This is a genomic window from Streptomyces sp. LUP30 (genome assembly GCF_001746365.1).
Lineage (GTDB): Bacteria > Actinomycetota > Actinomycetes > Streptomycetales > Streptomycetaceae > Streptomyces.
In genome coordinates, this window is the sequence record NZ_MJAJ01000010.1 from 151,824 (window position 1) to 166,473 (window position 14,650).

Below are 14,650 nucleotides of genomic sequence, written 5' to 3' on the forward strand. Positions count from 1 at the left end.
CGCGGGCGCGGTCGGCGGGCACGCTCAGTGCGCCGTCCAGCCGCCGTCCAGGACCAGTGAGGCGCCCGTGACGAAGGAAGCCTGGGGGCCGCACAGATAGGCGACGGCCTCGGCGACCTCGTCCGGTTCGATGAGCCGTTTGACGGCGCTGTCGCGCAGCAGGACCTCGGCCAGCACGCGTTCCTCGGGAATGCCGTGCGTCCGCGCCTGGTCGGCGAGCTGTCGTTCGACGAGCGGGGTGCGCACATAGGCGGGGTTGACGCAGTTGGAGGTCACGCCGTGAGGCGCGCCCTCGAGCGCGGCGGTCTTGGACAGCCCCTCGAGTCCGTGCTTGGCCGCCACGTACGCCGACTTGTAGGCGGAGGCCCGCAGCCCGTGGACGGACGACACGTTGACGATGCGGCCCCACCCCTGCCCGTACATGTGGGGCAGGGCGCCGCGGATGAGCCGGAAGGGCGCCTCCAGCATCACGGTGAGCACCGTGTGGAAGACGTCCGGCGGGAAGTCCTCCAGGGGGGCTACCCGTTGCAGTCCGGCATTGTTGACCAGGACGTCGGTCCCGGCGGCGGCCTGCTCGGCGGCGTCCAGGTCGGTGAGGTCCAGGGCGTACGGCTCGACCGAGCCGGGCAGTCCGACGGCGCTCTCGATGAGCCTCGCCAGACCCGCCTCGTCCCGGTCGACGGCCCGTACCTCGGCCCCGGCTGCCGCGAGGCGCACCGCACAGGCGCGTCCGATGCCGCCGGCGGCGCCGGTGACGAGGGCGGTGCGACCTCCGAGGTCGAGCGAGGGTGCGGCGGGGCCGAAGGCGGCGACCTGGGGCGAAGTCATGCTTCGACCCTAGGCAGAGGTCGACCCCCGCCCTATGTGGTCACCGCCCACAGTTCACTGGGATGCCGTGGTCTCGAACCACGTGGGTTCGTCGGAGAGCGCCTGCTTGATGCGGAACACCTGCCGTTCGCGCATCGGCGGCAGGGCGTCCAACTCGAACCAGCCCACGGCGACGGACTCGTCGTCGTTGACGCGTGCCTCGCCCCCGACGGCCCGGCAGCGGAAGGTGACGTCCATGAACTGGCACTCGTCACCGTTCGGATACTCCACACGCCTCCCCGCGCGCACCAGGACGACGCGTTCGGGGACGCAGTGCACGCCCGCCTCCTCGTAGACCTCGCGGACCGCGCAGTCGGCGGGCTGCTCGCCGGGGTCCGGGATGCCGCTGATCACGGTCCACTGACGGTTGTCCGCGCGCTGTCCCAGCAGCACCCGCCCCTCGTCGTCGAAGACGACGGCGCTGACGCCGGGAAGCCAGAGCAGGTGATGTCCCGCGGAGGCCCGGATCTCGGTGATGAAGTCAGGAGTCGGCATGATCCGACCCTATCCGGGTGGGCCGGCTAGCTCGCCGGGTTCCGCCGGGTCCGCACGCCGGCGGCGACCGCCCATCCCAGGCCGCCCGCCGCGACGAGCACCAGGAGCATCTCGGGCAGGATCCCGAGCTTGGTGGCCGGCGTCTCCGAGGAGCGGAGCGGCACCTTCTGCACCAGGGAGTCCGCGACGAACATGCCGGTCTTCTGGGTGATCTTCCCGTCGGGCATGATGATCGCGCTGACCCCGCTGGTCACGGGCACCGTGACGGTCCGGCTGTGCTCGACGGCGCGGACCCGGGACATGGCGAGCTGCTGGTAGGTCATCTCGCTGCGGTCGAAGGTGGCGTTGTTGCTGGGCACGGAGATCAGCTGGGCGCCGTCGGTGACCTCGGAGCGCACGGCCCAGTCGAACGCGGCCTCGTAGCAGGTGACCAGGCCGACCTTGGCCCGGTCCATGGCGAACACGCCCGGCTTGGTGCCCCGGCTGAAGTCCTTGCGGACCATCGACGTCCAGTCGCTGTTGATCGCTCCGATGAGGGAGCGCATCGGCAGGTACTCGCCGAACGGCTGGACCTGGCGCTTGTCATACGTCTGGGTGGGTCCCTCGACCGGGTCCCACAGGATCTGCTCGTTGTAGAGCTTGCCGTGGCGCTCGACGACTCCGCCGACCGAGATGGGCACGCCGATCGCCTTGGCCGCGCGGTCGATGACGACGGCGGCGTCGGCGTTGGCGAAGGGGTCGATGTCGGAGGAGTTCTCGGGCCACAGCACGAAGTCGGGCCGGGGCTCCTTGCCCGCCGCGACCTCGGCGGCCAGGCGCTCCGTCTCGCGCGCGTGGTAGTCGAGCACGGCCCGGCGCTGGGCGTTGAACTCCAGGCCGAGCCGGGGGACGTTGCCCTGGACGAGGGCGACCGTCGCGGTGCCGTCCTCGGCCTTGTCGCTGACCAGCGTGCGGGCGGCCACGGCCGCCACGACGGGGACGGCCATGCTGAGCAGGGCGACGGCGGCCGCCGACCGACGTACCTCGCCCGAGCGCCGCCGGTCCAGGACGAGACGCACGATCTCGTAGAGGCCGAACCCGCACAGGACGACCGCGAAGCCGAGCACGGGGGTGCCGCCGAGCGCGGCGAGCGGCAGGAAGACGCCGTCGGCCTGGCCGAAGGCGATCTTGCCCCAGGGGAAGCCGCCGAACGGCGCACGCGCGCGTGCCGCCTCGCCGGCGGTCCAGAGCGCCGCCGCCCACACCGGCCAGGCCGGAAGCCTGGAGACGGCGGCGATGCCCACGCCGACCAGTGCGATGAAGACCGCCTCGATGGCCACCAGGGCGAGCCAGGGGCCGGGTCCGACCTCCACACCCGTCCACACCAGCAGCGGCAGCAGGAAGCCGAGGCCGAAGAGGTAGCCCAGGCCGAAGGCCGCCTTCCAGCCGCGCCCGCGCAGCACCCAGCCGAAGACGGCGAAGGCCGGCAGCGCCAGCCACCACAGGGTGCGCGGCGGGAAGCTGACGTAGAGCAGCACTCCGGAGAGTGCCGCTGCGGCGGCCGGGACGAGACGCAGGAGCCGCCCGCCGCGCGTGGCGGGCGCGGTCGAAGGCTCCAGCTGGTCCGGCTGGCCCACGGAAGTTGCGGTGACGGTCACTCCGGGAGTGTACGGCGGGTGACCTTTTGGCCGACAGCGCGGTCTGAGGGGCGGACCGACCGGCCCCTCGCCCTCGTCCGGTCCCGGGCTTGGCGCTCTCGTGCGCCCGCCGACCGCCGGGCGCGCGCTGGCGTGGCGGTGGTCGTACAACCCGGCGCAAGTCATCCACAAACCGCCCATCAGCCGTTACGGTGAGGCAGAGCTCCGGTCGCGCGCGAGCGGCCGGGGTCCGTCACGGTTCAGGTCCGTCACGGGTTCAGGCTCACGGTCGGGGGGCGACCGGGTTCGGGGGGCGGGGTGGGTTCCACAGGGGCGACGTCTGCCGGCATGCACGCGGCCGGGGAAAGACGAAACGTTTCGGATGCGGTGGGCGTGACTGTCCTGGCGGGCTGCGCCGTCTGGTCCCTGGTCACCGCCGCCGTGCACGACGGACGCCCCGAGGGCGTGCTGCTCGCGGTGCTGGCGCTGGCCGCCGGGTACGCGGCGGGGCGCATCCTCGGCGTGCTGATGCCGGTCGCCGCGCCGTGCGCCGCAGCCCTGGCCGGGCTCGCGCTGGCCGTGGCCCTGCCCCGCCTGGGCCCGGGGCCGGAGATCGTCGCACCGCCGGGCCACACCGGCGCCACCGCCGCGGCACTGGCCCTGTCGGCCGGCGCCGCGTGCTGCGCCGCCTGGACGACGCCCTTACCGGTGCTGCGGCTCGCGCTGTGGCTGCTCGCCGGGGGCGTCGCCGTCGCGGGCGCGCTGCTGGGGTCGACGGCGGCCGTGGTCGCCTGTTGCGCCGTGCTGCTGTGCTCGCTGGCCGCCGGCCGGGCGCAGCAGCGAGGGCCGGCGCTCGCCGGGCTGGCGGTCGTCGCCGCCACGGTGGCCGGTCTGACCTGGGCGGTCGCCGGGAACGTCCTGCCGGGTAGTCTCGCCGACGCGGTGCGGGACCGGCTGACGTCGCGGCGGGTCGGTCTGTGGCGGGACGCGCTGGGCATGGCCCACCGCGAGAGCGGCCTCGGCGTGGGTCCGGGGCGTTTCGGTGAGCTGAGCGAGACGGCTGCCCGGTCGACGCCGTCCGACGGCAGGCCGCACTCGGCGCCGCTGCAACTGGCGGCCGAGCAGGGCGTCGTCGGTGTGCTGCTGCTCGCCGCGGTCTTCTACTGGGTGCTGTTCGCCCTGTGGCGTGCGCCGCGTCCCACGCCGGTCGTCCTCACCGCGGGCGCCGCGCTCACCGCTCTCGCCGTCGTCGCCACGACCGGCAACGCGCTGAGCTTCACCACGGTGACGGTGGGAGCGGGACTGCTGGCGGGCCTGGCCACGGCCCGACCGCTCGCCGAGGAGCCCGCGGCGTCCGAGTCGTCCGAGTCGTCCCGAGCGCCGTCGCGGTGCGAGCAAGGCGTGCACGGCGGCCGCCCGGCCGCCTGAGGGAGCGCCCGCCGCGCGCGGGCCTCAGTGCGCCGCGCCCGCGGCGCCCGTCCGCAGCCGGTCCCTGATGACGCGGACGGCCGACTCCGCGTCGTCCACGGTGATCGTGAACGTGTGCCCGTCCCAGAGCCGCAGCACCACGCCCTCCCCCTTGCGCACGACGACCGCGGTCCCCTTCTCAGGCCGCCAGCGATAGCCCCACCCGCCCCAGTGGCGCGGGGTGACGAGGGGCTCGAAGTCGGCGCCGGCGACGTGCGCGAGCGGGATGCGGCGGCGCGGCAGGCCGATGTGGCCGCAGCGCACTTCGAGGCCCTCCCCGTCGAGCTTGAGGTCGACGTGGACGAAGGCGAGGGTGCCGAAGAGGACCAGCAGACCGGCGGCGATGCAGCCGAAGACCGACATGGCGAGGGGAGCGATGCCGGACGTCCACGCGGAGTCGATGGCGAGCTCGACGCCGAGCCCCATACAGGCGGCCCCGACGAGCGCGAGCAGCCACTGGAACCGGTTGGTGGCGCGGCCCGTCCAGACCTCGGGACGGGGCGCGTCGCCGTGCGGGACGTCGGGCAGCGAGGTGCTCTCGTCGTGGGGGTGGTCCCTCATATCCATGAGGTTACTCAGGTTTCGCTGCGCCGGTACCTCGTGGCGCAGGGTGACTGCTCCGCCCGGTGGAGCGCCCGGGCGCCTCGATCACCGGGCGGGGGCGACGGCCTGGAGCAGGCGGCCTTCGGCGTAGGCCAGGGCGGGCGCGGGGAGGCCGCCCACGCGGCCGCTGAGGATGACGGTCACGGTGCCGGGCGCCGTCGTCCCGGGCTCGGGGCGAGCGCCGATCCTGCGCAGCGCCTGCGCGGCCACGGCGTCGGCGGAGCCGTGCAGGACCGGCGCCGGGCGCCCGGGACGGCGCACGGCGGCACGGATGCGGTCGGCGACCAGCTCGTAATGGGTGCAGCCCAGGACGACGGTCGTCGCCTCAGCGGGGGTGAGGGCGGCGGCCGCGGCGATCGCGGCGTCGATCGCCGTCTCGTCCGCGTGCTCCACCGCCTCGGCCAGCCCCCAGCAGGGCACCTCGGCGACGGCGACTCCGCCGGCGAAGTCCTCGATCAGACCCCGCTGGTAGGGGCTGCCCGTGGTGGCGGGCGTGGCCCAGATGGCGACGGGACCGCCGCCGGCCGCTGCGGGCTTGATCGCGGGGACGGTTCCGATCACCGGGACAGCGGGTTCGAGAAGGGCCCGCAGGGCCGGCAGGGCGTGCACGGTCGCCGTGTTGCAGCCGACGATCAGGGCGTCGGGCCGGTGGGCCGCGGCGGCCTCGGCGACGGCCACGGCCCGCTCGGTGAGGTCCTGCGGAGTGCGCGGGCCCCAGGGCATGCCGTCGGGGTCGAGGGAGAGCACGAGATCGGCGTCCGGCCGCAGGCGTCGCACCGCGGCGGTGGCCGCCAGCAGGCCGATTCCGGAGTCCATGAGCGCGATCTTCACCCGGCCACCATAGACGATGTGCCCGTGCGGCCCGGCCGGGTGGGGCAGACTGCGCGCGTGAGCACCGTCGCGTGGATCGCCGCCGTGTCCCTGGCCGCCTGGCTGTGGCTGTTGCTCTGTCAGGGCTTCTTCTGGCGCACGGACGTCGGGCTTCCCGTGCGCACGGCGCCGCGGCGCTGGCCCTCCGTCTGCGTCGTCGTGCCCGCGCGCGACGAGGCCGCCGTGCTGTCGGCGAGCCTGCCCACGCTGCTCGCACAGGACTACCCGGGCCACGCGGAGGTCTTCCTCGTCGACGACGGCAGCGGCGACGGCACCGCGGAACTGGCGCGGACCCTCGCCCGGCGGCACGGCGGGCTCCCCCTGACCGTGGACTCGCCCGGCGAGCCGCCCGCGGGCTGGACCGGGAAGCTGTGGGCGGTGCGTCATGGGATCGCGCTGGCACGCGCGCGGGGGCCCGAGTACCTCCTCCTCACGGACGCCGACATCGCGCACGCGCCCGACAGCCTGCGCGAACTGGTGGCGGCGGCGGACACCGGGGGTTTCGACGTCGTCTCCCAGATGGCGCGGCTGCGGGTGGAGAGCCTGTGGGAGCGGCTGGTGGTGCCGGCCTTCGTCTACTTCTTCGCGCAGCTCTACCCCTTCCGCCGGATCGGCCGGCGCGGATCGCGTACGGCGGCCGCGGCGGGCGGCTGCGTCCTGCTGCGCAGCGACGCGGCCGAGCGGGCCCGGATCCCCGACTCGATCCGGCACGCCGTCATCGACGACGTGGCGCTCGCCCGGGCCGTGAAGGGCGGCGGCGGGCACATCTGGCTGGGGCTGGCCGACCGCGTGGACAGCGTGCGCCCGTACCCACGGCTGCACGACCTGTGGCGGATGGTCTCGCGCAGCGCCTACGCCCAGCTGCGGCACCGCCCGCTCCTGCTGGCCGGCACGGTGCTCGGCCTCGCCCTGGTGTACCTGGTGCCGCCGCTCGCCCTGCTGTGCGGGCTCGCCGTCGGCAGCGTGCCGACCGCCGTGTGCGGCGGCCTGGCGTGGCTGGTCATGACGGGGACGTACCTGCCGATGCTCCGCTACTACCGGCAGCCGCCGTGGCTCGCTCCCCTGCTGCCGTTCACCGCGTTCCTCTACCTGCTGATGACGGTCGACTCTGCGGTGCAGCACTACCGGGGGCGCGGTGCGGCCTGGAAGGGCCGCACCTACGCACGTCCGAACGCCGTCGCCGACGAGGGCTGACCCTTCGCCGCGGGCGGCCCTATTTGCGGCCCGGCGTCCAGTTCATGCCCCACCCGTAGGCGTGGTCGACGGTCCGCTGCGGGCTCACGCCGCGCTCCGGCACGAGGTAGCGGGCCTCGCGCTGGACGACGAGGTCGCCGCCGTGGTTGGTGATGAGCGCGAGGGCGCAGACGGTGGACGGGACCGTGCACTCGTCCAGCGAGAAGTCGATCGGTGCGCCGTACTGGGGCTGGAGTGTGACCGTGGCGTGCAGGTCGGCGAAGGAGCGCGCGCCCTCGTAGATGGTGACGAACACCAGGATGCGCCGGAAGTCGTTCCTGCGGTCGAGATTGACGGTGAGGTTCTCGCCGCTCGACACCGCGCCCGTGCGGTCGTCGCCGTCGAGGTGGATGTACGGCGGCTGGTTCAGGGAGCCGAAGGCGTTGCCGAGGGCCTGGACGACGCCCTTGCGGCCGTCGGCGAGTTCGAACAGGGCGCACAGGTCGAGGTCGAGGTCGTTGTGCAGGGCGACCGCACGGCCGCGTTTGGCGCCCCACCCCGAGAACTGCTTGCGCACCTCCCAGTTGAGGTTGACGCGCAGGGCGCCGGATGTGCCTCCCTGTTTGGTCAGCGACACCGAGGGGGCGGCCTTGGTGAGCGTCACCTTGGTCAGCCGTACCGGCGCGGCGGGCGGGGCCGGCGGCGGAGGCGGGGCCTGGTGGACGGGCGGAGGGACCGTCGCCGGGAAGGCGGGCAGGGTCGGAGACCGGGGCGAGGGCGGCGCGGCAGGGGGAACGGGGGTGTGCGGCAGGGGCGGGGCGGGCGCCGCGGATCGTTGCGGCTCGTCGACGGTGATGCCGAAGTCCGTGGCCAGTCCTTCGAGGCCGCTGCCGTACCCCTGGCCGACGGCCCGGAACTTCCAGGCGCCCTGGCGCCGGTAGAACTCGCCCAGCACGAAGGCCGTCTCGACCGTGGCGCCGGTGCTGTCGAAGCGGGCCACGACGCTGCCCTGGGCGGCGTCCCTCACCTCGATGTAGAGGTCGGGGACCTGGCCGAAGGAGCCGCCGTCCGCAGAAGCGGCCACCACGACGGCCTCCACGGCGGGCTCCACGCGGGCGAGGTCGACGAGCAGGCTGTCGGTCGTCCGGCCGCCGACGTCGCGCTTGCCCTCGTGGCGGACCGCGCCGGAAGAATGGGCCGGCTGGTTGTAGAAGACGAAGTCGGAGTCGGAACGGACCTTTCCGCCCACGAGCACCAGCGCCGACGCGTCCACGTCCGGAACGCCCGGCCCCTGGCGCCAGCCCAGCTCGACCCGCAGTGCCGTGGTCGGCACCGGAGCATTGGCGCCCTTCGGCATGGACATGTACGCCCCCATCGTCGGTCGGTGCGCCGGGCGGCGCGCCGGCACTCCTCGGGTTGTCTACCCGTCAACCTATTGCGCGGCACGACGCACGCCCATCGGAGCACGGGAAGATCCCCCCGCCAACCGCGGGTAACCCGCTCGGAGCTCGGGCTTTACACGATCTACGACGTGTTTGCCGTCCTATTTTCCCAAGTTCGCTCGCATTGGGGATCCAAGGCCACCGCCGACACGGAAATCAACCCTCTTATCGGTCTCCCCAACCAGCACATCGTGGGCTTAACTTATGTGCCATGACCTCCCCCCGCTCCACCTATGGCGGCGGCTACTACTCCGCCTCCTTCCCGGACACCCCGATCTACGACTCGCTCGTCGCCGAGCGGGGCACCCCGCAGATCGCCCCGATCCGGGTGCCCGCCGCGTACGACATGGGCGCGAGCCATCTGCCCGCGCTCCCCTCGGCACTGCCTGCTCTCCCGGCGGGCCCGTCCCAGGCCTCCTACGGCGCCTACGGCTACCCGCAGGCGCAGCAGCCCGCGCCGCTGCAGCAGGCCCCGGCGGCGTACATCCCGCCGCAGGCCGGTCCGCCGCGCGGCTATCCGGGTCCGCAGGCGCAGCAACAGATGCGTCCCGCCGCCCCGGCCGGCTACGAGGCGATGCGTCCCGCCGCGCCCCGGCCGGCCGCGCCCCAGTACCAGGACCCGTACAACAACCAGCAGTACCGGGGGTACTGAACCGCTCCGGGGCGTCCTCGCCGCCACCTGGCAGGATGACCTCATGGGGAATGCGGAACTGCTGTCGATACACGTCCATCCGGTCAAGGCGTTGCGGGGCCAGGCGCCCCGGGAGGCCGTCGTGGAGCCCTGGGGGCTGGCCGGAGACCGACGATGGGCGCTGATCGACGACGGGGGAAAGGTCGTCACCCAACGCCAGCAGCCGCGCCTCGCCCTGGCCGCCGCCGAGCTCGTGCCCGGCGGCGGCGTTCGTCTGTCCGCGCCCGGTCTCGAGCCGATGACCGTGCCGGTGCCCGAGCCCGTCGGCACGGTGTCCATGGAGCTGTTCGGCGACAAGGTGGACGCGGTGCTCGCCGACGCCGACGCGCACCGCTGGTGCAGCGCCCACGTCGGGGCCGACGTGCGACTGGTGCACATGGACGACCCGGCGATCCGCAGGCCGGTCGATCCCGGGTACGCCCTGCCCGGCGAGACCGTCTCCTTCGCCGACGGCTATCCGCTGCTGGTTGTCTCGGTCGCCTCCCTGGACGCCCTCAACTCCCTGATCGAACAGGGGGAGCACTCCGGCGAGGGGCCACTGCCGATGAACCGATTCCGGCCCAACCTGGTCGTGGCGGGCACCGCCCCCTGGGCCGAGGACGACTGGTCGCGCCTGCGCGTGGGCGAGGTCGAGTTCCGGGTGGCCAAGCCCTGCGGACGGTGTGTGGTGACCACCACCGACCAGGACACCGCAGGTCGTGGCAGGGAGCCCCTGTCCACCCTGGGCCGGCACCGGCGCCTCGGCGGCAAGCTGGTCTTCGGGCAGAACCTGGTCCCCCTCGGCTCCGGCACGGTCAGGGTCGGCGATCCGGTGCGCGTCGTCGCGTAGTTCCGGTCCTGCCCGGCTGCCGGACGATCCGCGGGAACCACCGCACGGCTGCGGAACGTTGGGAGTGCGTGAGAAGTTCATGAGAGGTCCCGGGCCCTGGTGAGGTCGCTCTCTCTTTCACCGGGCTCGCGCGTGAACGGCTCCGACGGGGGTTGTCACGGAGCGGGAAGGGGTTGCGGACGGTGCGAGCGATCGGCGGAATCTGGCGCTGGCGACACAACCCGCTGCGCCGGGGCACGGATCTGGCCGAAGCCTGGGTGGCGCTGTCCGCCCTCTTGCTGATCTGCCTGGTCGCGCCCGTGGTGGGCGCTCTGGTCGGCGGCGCGGCGCAGGGCGTCCTGCAGCGGTCCGTCCGCGAACAGCACGCGTCCCGCCACGAGGTGACGGCCACCGTGATGCGCAGGGCGGGCGTCTCGCCGTCGGAGGCGGACCCCGAGACGGCCACCGGCCGGGAGGCGCGCACCAGGGTCGTCGCGCACTGGACGGCGCCGGACGGCGCCGCGCAGCAGGGCACCCTCCTGTCGGGCCTCGAGACCCCGCACCGCGGGGACCGCTTCGGGATATGGACGGACGCACACGGCCGTCCGGTCGCCCGACCGCTGGACTCCGCCACCGCGACCACGCACGCCGTGCTGGCCGGTCTCGGCACGGCCCTGCTCTTCGCGGGCGCCGTCGAGGGCGGCCGGCGAATGATCGTGTGGCGCATGGTCCGCCGCCGGTACGCGCGTTGGGACCAGGCCTGGGACCGGGCGGGCCCGGACTGGGGGCGCACCGGCGCGGGCAGTTGACGGCCTTCCGTCTCTGGTCAACCCACCACCCGCGCGCACGCTACGGTGGTCCGGCCGAACCATTCGGCATCAACCCGCGTACCACGAGGTGGGGGCACAGCAACGCCATGGCACAGGGCACGGTCCAGGTGACGCACACCGGCACATCGCGGTGGCGGCGCCGCACGGGTGAGTACGCATCGCTCGCCGCCGCCCTGGAGGCCGCGGCCGAGGGCGACGTCCTCACCATCGCTCCCGGCACCTACCGGGAGAACCTCGTCGTGGAGCGGTCGGTGACCCTGCGCGGTCCCGAGGGCTCCCCCGGATCCGTGCGCCTTGCTCCCGCGGACGGCGTGCCGCTGACCGTGCGGGCCTCGGCGGTGGTCCAGGACCTGCACGTGGAGGGCCAGGACGCGGCGGCGCCCGCGGTGCTCGTCGAGGAAGGCGCCCCGGAACTGCTGGACCTGCGGATCGTCACGCGGTCCTCGGCCGGAGTCGAGGTGCGCGGCGGCGCGCGGCCGACGGTCCGGCGGTGCACCGTCGACAACCCGGCCGGCATCGGCATCGCCGTGGTCGACGGCGGCGGCGGTGTCTTCGAGGAGTGCGAGATCGTCGCGGCCGGCCAGGCCGGCGTCGCCGTGCGCGGGGGCGCTCACCCCCGGCTGGAGCGCTGCCGGGTCCACCACGCCTCCGGCGCGGGCCTCAGCGCGACCGGCGACAACTCGGCGCTGGAGGCGGTGGGCTGCGAGGTCTACGAGATCCGGGGAAGCGGCGTCCAGGTGGCCGCCCGGGCCACCGCGCACCTCACCGACTGCGATGTGCACCGCACGACCGCCGACGGCGTCACCCTCGACACGGACGCCGTGCTCACCCTGGCCGACTGCCGCATCCACGACATCCCGGAGAACGCGGTCGACCTGCGCTCGCGCTCCGTGCTGACGCTGACCCGCACGACGGTGCGTCAGTTCGGCCGCAACGGGTTGTCGGTGTGGGATCCGGGCACGCGGGTGGACGCCAACCAGTGCGAGATCTTCGACAGCACCGGCGACTACCCGGCCGTCTGGGTCAGCGACGGCGCCACCGCCGTGCTCGAGGCCTGCCGGGTGCACGACGTGCCGGACGCCCTGTTCGTCCTCGACCGCGGCTCGCGCGCGGACGTCGTCGACAGCGACCTCTTCCAGGTGCGCAACACGGCCGTCTCGGTGAGCGACGGAGCGACGGCCCAGCTCGACGACTGCCGGATCCGGGACGCGGCGACGGGCGCGTGGTTCCGCGACCACGGCAGCGGCGGCACCCTCGCCAACTGCACCGTGGACGCCACGCAGACCGGCGTGATCGTCACCAAGGGCGCCGACCCGACCGTGGAGCGCTGCACGGTCGACTCCCCCGCCGAGGCCGGGTTCTATGTGTCGGCCGGCGGCCGGGGCAGTTTCCTGAACTGCCGGGTGACCAACAGCGGGGGCTACGGCTTCCACGTGATAGACGGCGGTCGCACGACGCTGCGCAAGTGCCGTACGGAGCGCTGCGCGCGCGGCGGCTACGAGTTCGCGGACGCCGGGGCGGACACGGCGTCCGGTTCCGGGCCCTTGGTCGAGGACTGCAGCAGCGACGAGAGCGCGGGCGTGCGCACGCCCGGTCTCTCCTCGGCGCCGGAGACTGCCGTGCAGACGACCGCCCAGTCGCCGGGGCTGCTCGGCATGATCCCCGAGCAGCGCGTCACCGCGCCGGAGCCGCTGCAGCCCGAGGGCGGGACGGGAACGTCGGTGCGGACCTCCAAGGACGTGCTCGGCGAACTGGACACCCTGGTGGGCCTGGAGAGCGTCAAGCGTGAGGTGCGCGCACTCATCGACATGATCGAGGTGGGCAGGCGCCGTCAGCAGGCGGGGCTCAAGGCCGCGTCCGTCAAGCGCCATCTGGTCTTCACGGGCTCCCCCGGCACCGGCAAGACGACGGTCGCGCGTCTGTACGGCGAGATCCTCGCCGCCCTCGACGTCCTGGAGAAGGGCCACCTGGTCGAGGTGTCCCGCGTCGACCTGGTCGGCGAGCACATCGGCTCCACGGCGATCCGCACCCAGGAGGCCTTTCAACGGGCCCACGGCGGGGTGCTGTTCATCGACGAGGCGTACGCGTTGTCGCCGGAGGACGCCGGCCGGGACTTCGGCAAGGAGGCCATCGACACCCTCGTCAAGCTGATGGAGGACCACCGGGACTCCGTCGTCGTGATCGTGGCGGGCTACACGGCGGAGATGGAACGGTTCCTGTCGGTCAACCCCGGGGTGGCGTCCCGGTTCTCACGGACGATCACCTTCGGCGACTACGGCCCCGGCGAACTGCTGCGGATCGTGGAGCAGCAGGCCGAGGAGCACGAGTACCGGCTCGGTCCGAGCACCGCGGACGCCCTGCTGAAGTACTTCACGGAGCTCCCCAAGGGGCCCGCCTTCGGCAATGGACGCACCGCGCGCCAGACCTTCGAGGCGATGGTGGAGCGGCATGCGAGCCGGGTCGCGCAGGTGCGCGAGCCGACCAAGGACGACCTGACGCTGCTGTACGCGGAGGACCTGCCCCAGCTGCCCTGACCGGCGCGCGCCGCCCCGCTCAGGTGCGCTGCACGGGAACCTGGGAGCGCAAGCGCCCCAGCAGCAGCTCGCGTTCCTCCGCGAACGCGGGGTCCGCCTGGTAGTCGGAGTGGCCGAGGACGGGGGCGGGCAACGGGTGTGCCGCGTCCCGGCCGTACGCCAGCGGGTCCGCGAGGGGCGGACGGTCGACCTGCGGGCCGCAGTGTTCGCCGGTCAGCCGGACCGGACCGCCGATGGGGTCGGTGAGCCGGTACAGGTTGCGCCAGCAGGCGATGTCCTCGTGCAGCGCGGCGAGCGCGGCCGGGCCGAAGTGGGCCGGGAACCAGCGGCCGTAGAGACGCTCGATCGGAGAGCCGTAGGTGAGCAGGGCGACCCGTTTGCGGTCGGAGGGCTTGAGCTGCCAGGCCGCGGCGGCCGCCAGCACGCTGCCCTGGGAGTGGCCGGAGATGACCAGGCGGCCGCCGGTGGCACGCGTCCAGGTGGCCACCCGCCAGGTCAGGTCGGGCACCGCGCGCTCGGCGTAGCAGGGCGGGGCGAACGGGTGTGCGGCGCGCGGCCAGAAGGTGCCGACGTCCCAGAGGATGCCGATGGTGCGCCGCGCCGAGGCGTCCTTGTACGCGCGCCGGCCCCAGGTGACGAACAGGACGAAGCCGAGGCCGATGAGCCAGGAGCCCAGCGCTTGCGCGGTCTGCGCGGCGCCGTGCACGAAGGGCTGCGCAGACTCCGCGGCCCGGGCCGGTGTCCTGCCGGTGCCCAGGGCGCCGACGACGGCTCCCGCGCCGAGCAGCAGCGTCGCGGTGGAGACGACGGCGACGAGGAGGGGGCCGCGGTCGGTGAGGGCGGCCATCGCGCGGGCCCGGGCGATACGACGGGTGCGGGCGGGGTCGCCGTGCTCCACTCCGTACTCCTGGAGCACCTTGGCCTGCTCAGCCCGGGTGAGCAGCCAGGTCTGCCGGCCGAGCAGTCCGCACAGCACCAGCAGGACGGCGAGCAGCACGGGGATCATGGACGCCTGCCAGGTCAGCACCACCGGCGGTCCGTCGAGGCCGGTCCCGGTGCCGTCCAGCCAGTCCGACACACGCTGTGCGACGCCGCCGGACATCACCCCGCCCAGCGCGCAGGCGAGCATCGCGACGGCAGGGCCGCCGAGTCCGTGCAGCGCGCAGCGCTCCAGCCAGGCGACGGCGCTCCCCTCGGGCGGCCCCGCCGGGGGCGGCCCCGGCGTGCCGGTGCGGGGCGGGCCCGGGTCGGCGG

At 73.9% G+C, this 14,650-nt stretch carries 12 protein-coding genes and 1 pseudogene; 6 read left to right on the forward strand and 7 right to left on the reverse strand.

What is annotated here, in order from left to right; all coding sequences use genetic code 11:
- Positions 1-24: 24 nt before the first annotated feature.
- The 3 genes from BG482_RS11850 to lnt are packed head-to-tail and all read right to left on the reverse strand — an operon-like array spanning position 25 to position 2,999.
- Positions 25-828 (reverse strand): 3-hydroxybutyrate dehydrogenase, encoded by an 804-nt coding sequence (locus BG482_RS11850; RefSeq protein WP_069768927.1) that lies wholly within the window; start codon positions 826-828, stop codon positions 25-27.
- Positions 829-882: 54 nt separating this feature from the next.
- Positions 883-1,362 carry an NUDIX domain-containing protein gene (locus tag BG482_RS11855; RefSeq protein WP_069768928.1) on the reverse strand — a complete coding sequence of 160 codons (480 nt, stop codon included), beginning with the start codon at positions 1,360-1,362 and terminating at the stop codon, positions 883-885.
- Positions 1,363-1,388: 26 nt separating this feature from the next.
- Positions 1,389-2,999: an apolipoprotein N-acyltransferase gene (gene lnt, locus BG482_RS11860; RefSeq protein ID WP_069768929.1), complete on the reverse strand. Its 1,611-nt coding sequence runs from the start codon at positions 2,997-2,999 to the stop codon at positions 1,389-1,391.
- Between the two features lie 327 nt (positions 3,000-3,326).
- On the opposite strand from lnt, the gene BG482_RS11865 reads away from it, so the two are divergent.
- Entirely contained in the window at positions 3,327-4,406 is a 1,080-nt protein-coding gene (locus BG482_RS11865) for an O-antigen ligase (protein ID WP_069768930.1), read from the forward strand.
- Positions 4,407-4,430: 24 nt separating this feature from the next.
- On the opposite strand, the gene BG482_RS11870 is transcribed toward BG482_RS11865, so the two are convergent.
- Both BG482_RS11870 and BG482_RS11875 read right to left on the reverse strand, forming a co-directional pair.
- On the reverse strand, positions 4,431-5,006 hold the full coding sequence (locus BG482_RS11870; RefSeq protein ID WP_069768931.1) for a hypothetical protein: 576 nt from the start codon (positions 5,004-5,006) through the stop codon (positions 4,431-4,433).
- 87 nt (positions 5,007-5,093) lie between these two features.
- Complete coding sequence (locus tag BG482_RS11875; RefSeq protein WP_069768932.1) at positions 5,094-5,879, reverse strand: glutamate racemase; 786 nt, start codon at positions 5,877-5,879, stop codon at positions 5,094-5,096.
- A gap of 57 nt (positions 5,880-5,936) precedes the next feature.
- Between BG482_RS11875 and BG482_RS11880 the strand changes: the two genes are divergently transcribed.
- The gene (locus BG482_RS11880; RefSeq protein WP_176741356.1) at positions 5,937-7,112 is read left to right on the forward strand and encodes a glycosyltransferase; all 1,176 of its coding nucleotides are present in this window, start codon (positions 5,937-5,939) and stop codon (positions 7,110-7,112) included.
- Between the two features lie 19 nt (positions 7,113-7,131).
- Here the strand turns inward: BG482_RS11880 and BG482_RS11885 are convergent, their stop codons facing one another.
- Positions 7,132-8,448: a TerD family protein gene (locus tag BG482_RS11885; protein WP_256096335.1), complete on the reverse strand. Its 1,317-nt coding sequence runs from the start codon at positions 8,446-8,448 to the stop codon at positions 7,132-7,134.
- Positions 8,449-8,744: 296 nt separating this feature from the next.
- Between BG482_RS11885 and BG482_RS11890 the strand changes: the two genes are divergently transcribed.
- From BG482_RS11890 to BG482_RS11905, 4 genes are all read left to right on the forward strand, one after another.
- Positions 8,745-9,185, forward strand: coding sequence for a DUF6643 family protein (locus BG482_RS11890; protein WP_069768934.1), 441 nt, complete (start codon positions 8,745-8,747; stop codon positions 9,183-9,185).
- 43 nt (positions 9,186-9,228) lie between these two features.
- Positions 9,229-10,053: an MOSC domain-containing protein gene (locus tag BG482_RS11895; protein ID WP_069768935.1), complete on the forward strand. Its 825-nt coding sequence runs from the start codon at positions 9,229-9,231 to the stop codon at positions 10,051-10,053.
- Between the two features lie 182 nt (positions 10,054-10,235).
- Positions 10,236-10,841, forward strand: coding sequence for a hypothetical protein (locus BG482_RS11900; RefSeq protein ID WP_069768947.1), 606 nt, complete (start codon positions 10,236-10,238; stop codon positions 10,839-10,841).
- 107 nt (positions 10,842-10,948) lie between these two features.
- Positions 10,949-13,396, forward strand: a complete 2,448-nt coding sequence (locus BG482_RS11905) for a right-handed parallel beta-helix repeat-containing protein (RefSeq protein WP_069768936.1) — start codon at positions 10,949-10,951, stop codon at positions 13,394-13,396.
- Between the two features lie 19 nt (positions 13,397-13,415).
- Here BG482_RS11905 and BG482_RS11910 read toward each other — a convergent pair.
- Positions 13,416-14,650: pseudogene (locus tag BG482_RS11910) on the reverse strand (lipase family protein); the annotation flags it as partial.

Excerpts from the sequence above, each read along its gene's own strand:
- BG482_RS11905 (WP_069768936.1), top strand. The coding sequence starts at position 10,949 with ATGGCACAGGGCACGGTCCAGGTGACGCACACCGGCACATCGCGGTGG.
- BG482_RS11895 (WP_069768935.1), top strand. The coding sequence starts at position 9,229 with ATGGGGAATGCGGAACTGCTGTCGATACACGTCCATCCGGTCAAGGCG.
- BG482_RS11865 (WP_069768930.1), top strand. The coding sequence starts at position 3,327 with ATGCACGCGGCCGGGGAAAGACGAAACGTTTCGGATGCGGTGGGCGTG.
- BG482_RS11850 (WP_069768927.1), bottom strand. The coding sequence starts at position 828 with ATGACTTCGCCCCAGGTCGCCGCCTTCGGCCCCGCCGCACCCTCGCTC.
- BG482_RS11855 (WP_069768928.1), bottom strand. The coding sequence starts at position 1,362 with ATGCCGACTCCTGACTTCATCACCGAGATCCGGGCCTCCGCGGGACAT.
- BG482_RS11885 (WP_256096335.1), bottom strand. The coding sequence starts at position 8,448 with ATGCCGAAGGGCGCCAATGCTCCGGTGCCGACCACGGCACTGCGGGTC.
- BG482_RS11890 (WP_069768934.1), top strand. The coding sequence starts at position 8,745 with ATGACCTCCCCCCGCTCCACCTATGGCGGCGGCTACTACTCCGCCTCC.
- BG482_RS11870 (WP_069768931.1), bottom strand. The coding sequence starts at position 5,006 with ATGAGGGACCACCCCCACGACGAGAGCACCTCGCTGCCCGACGTCCCG.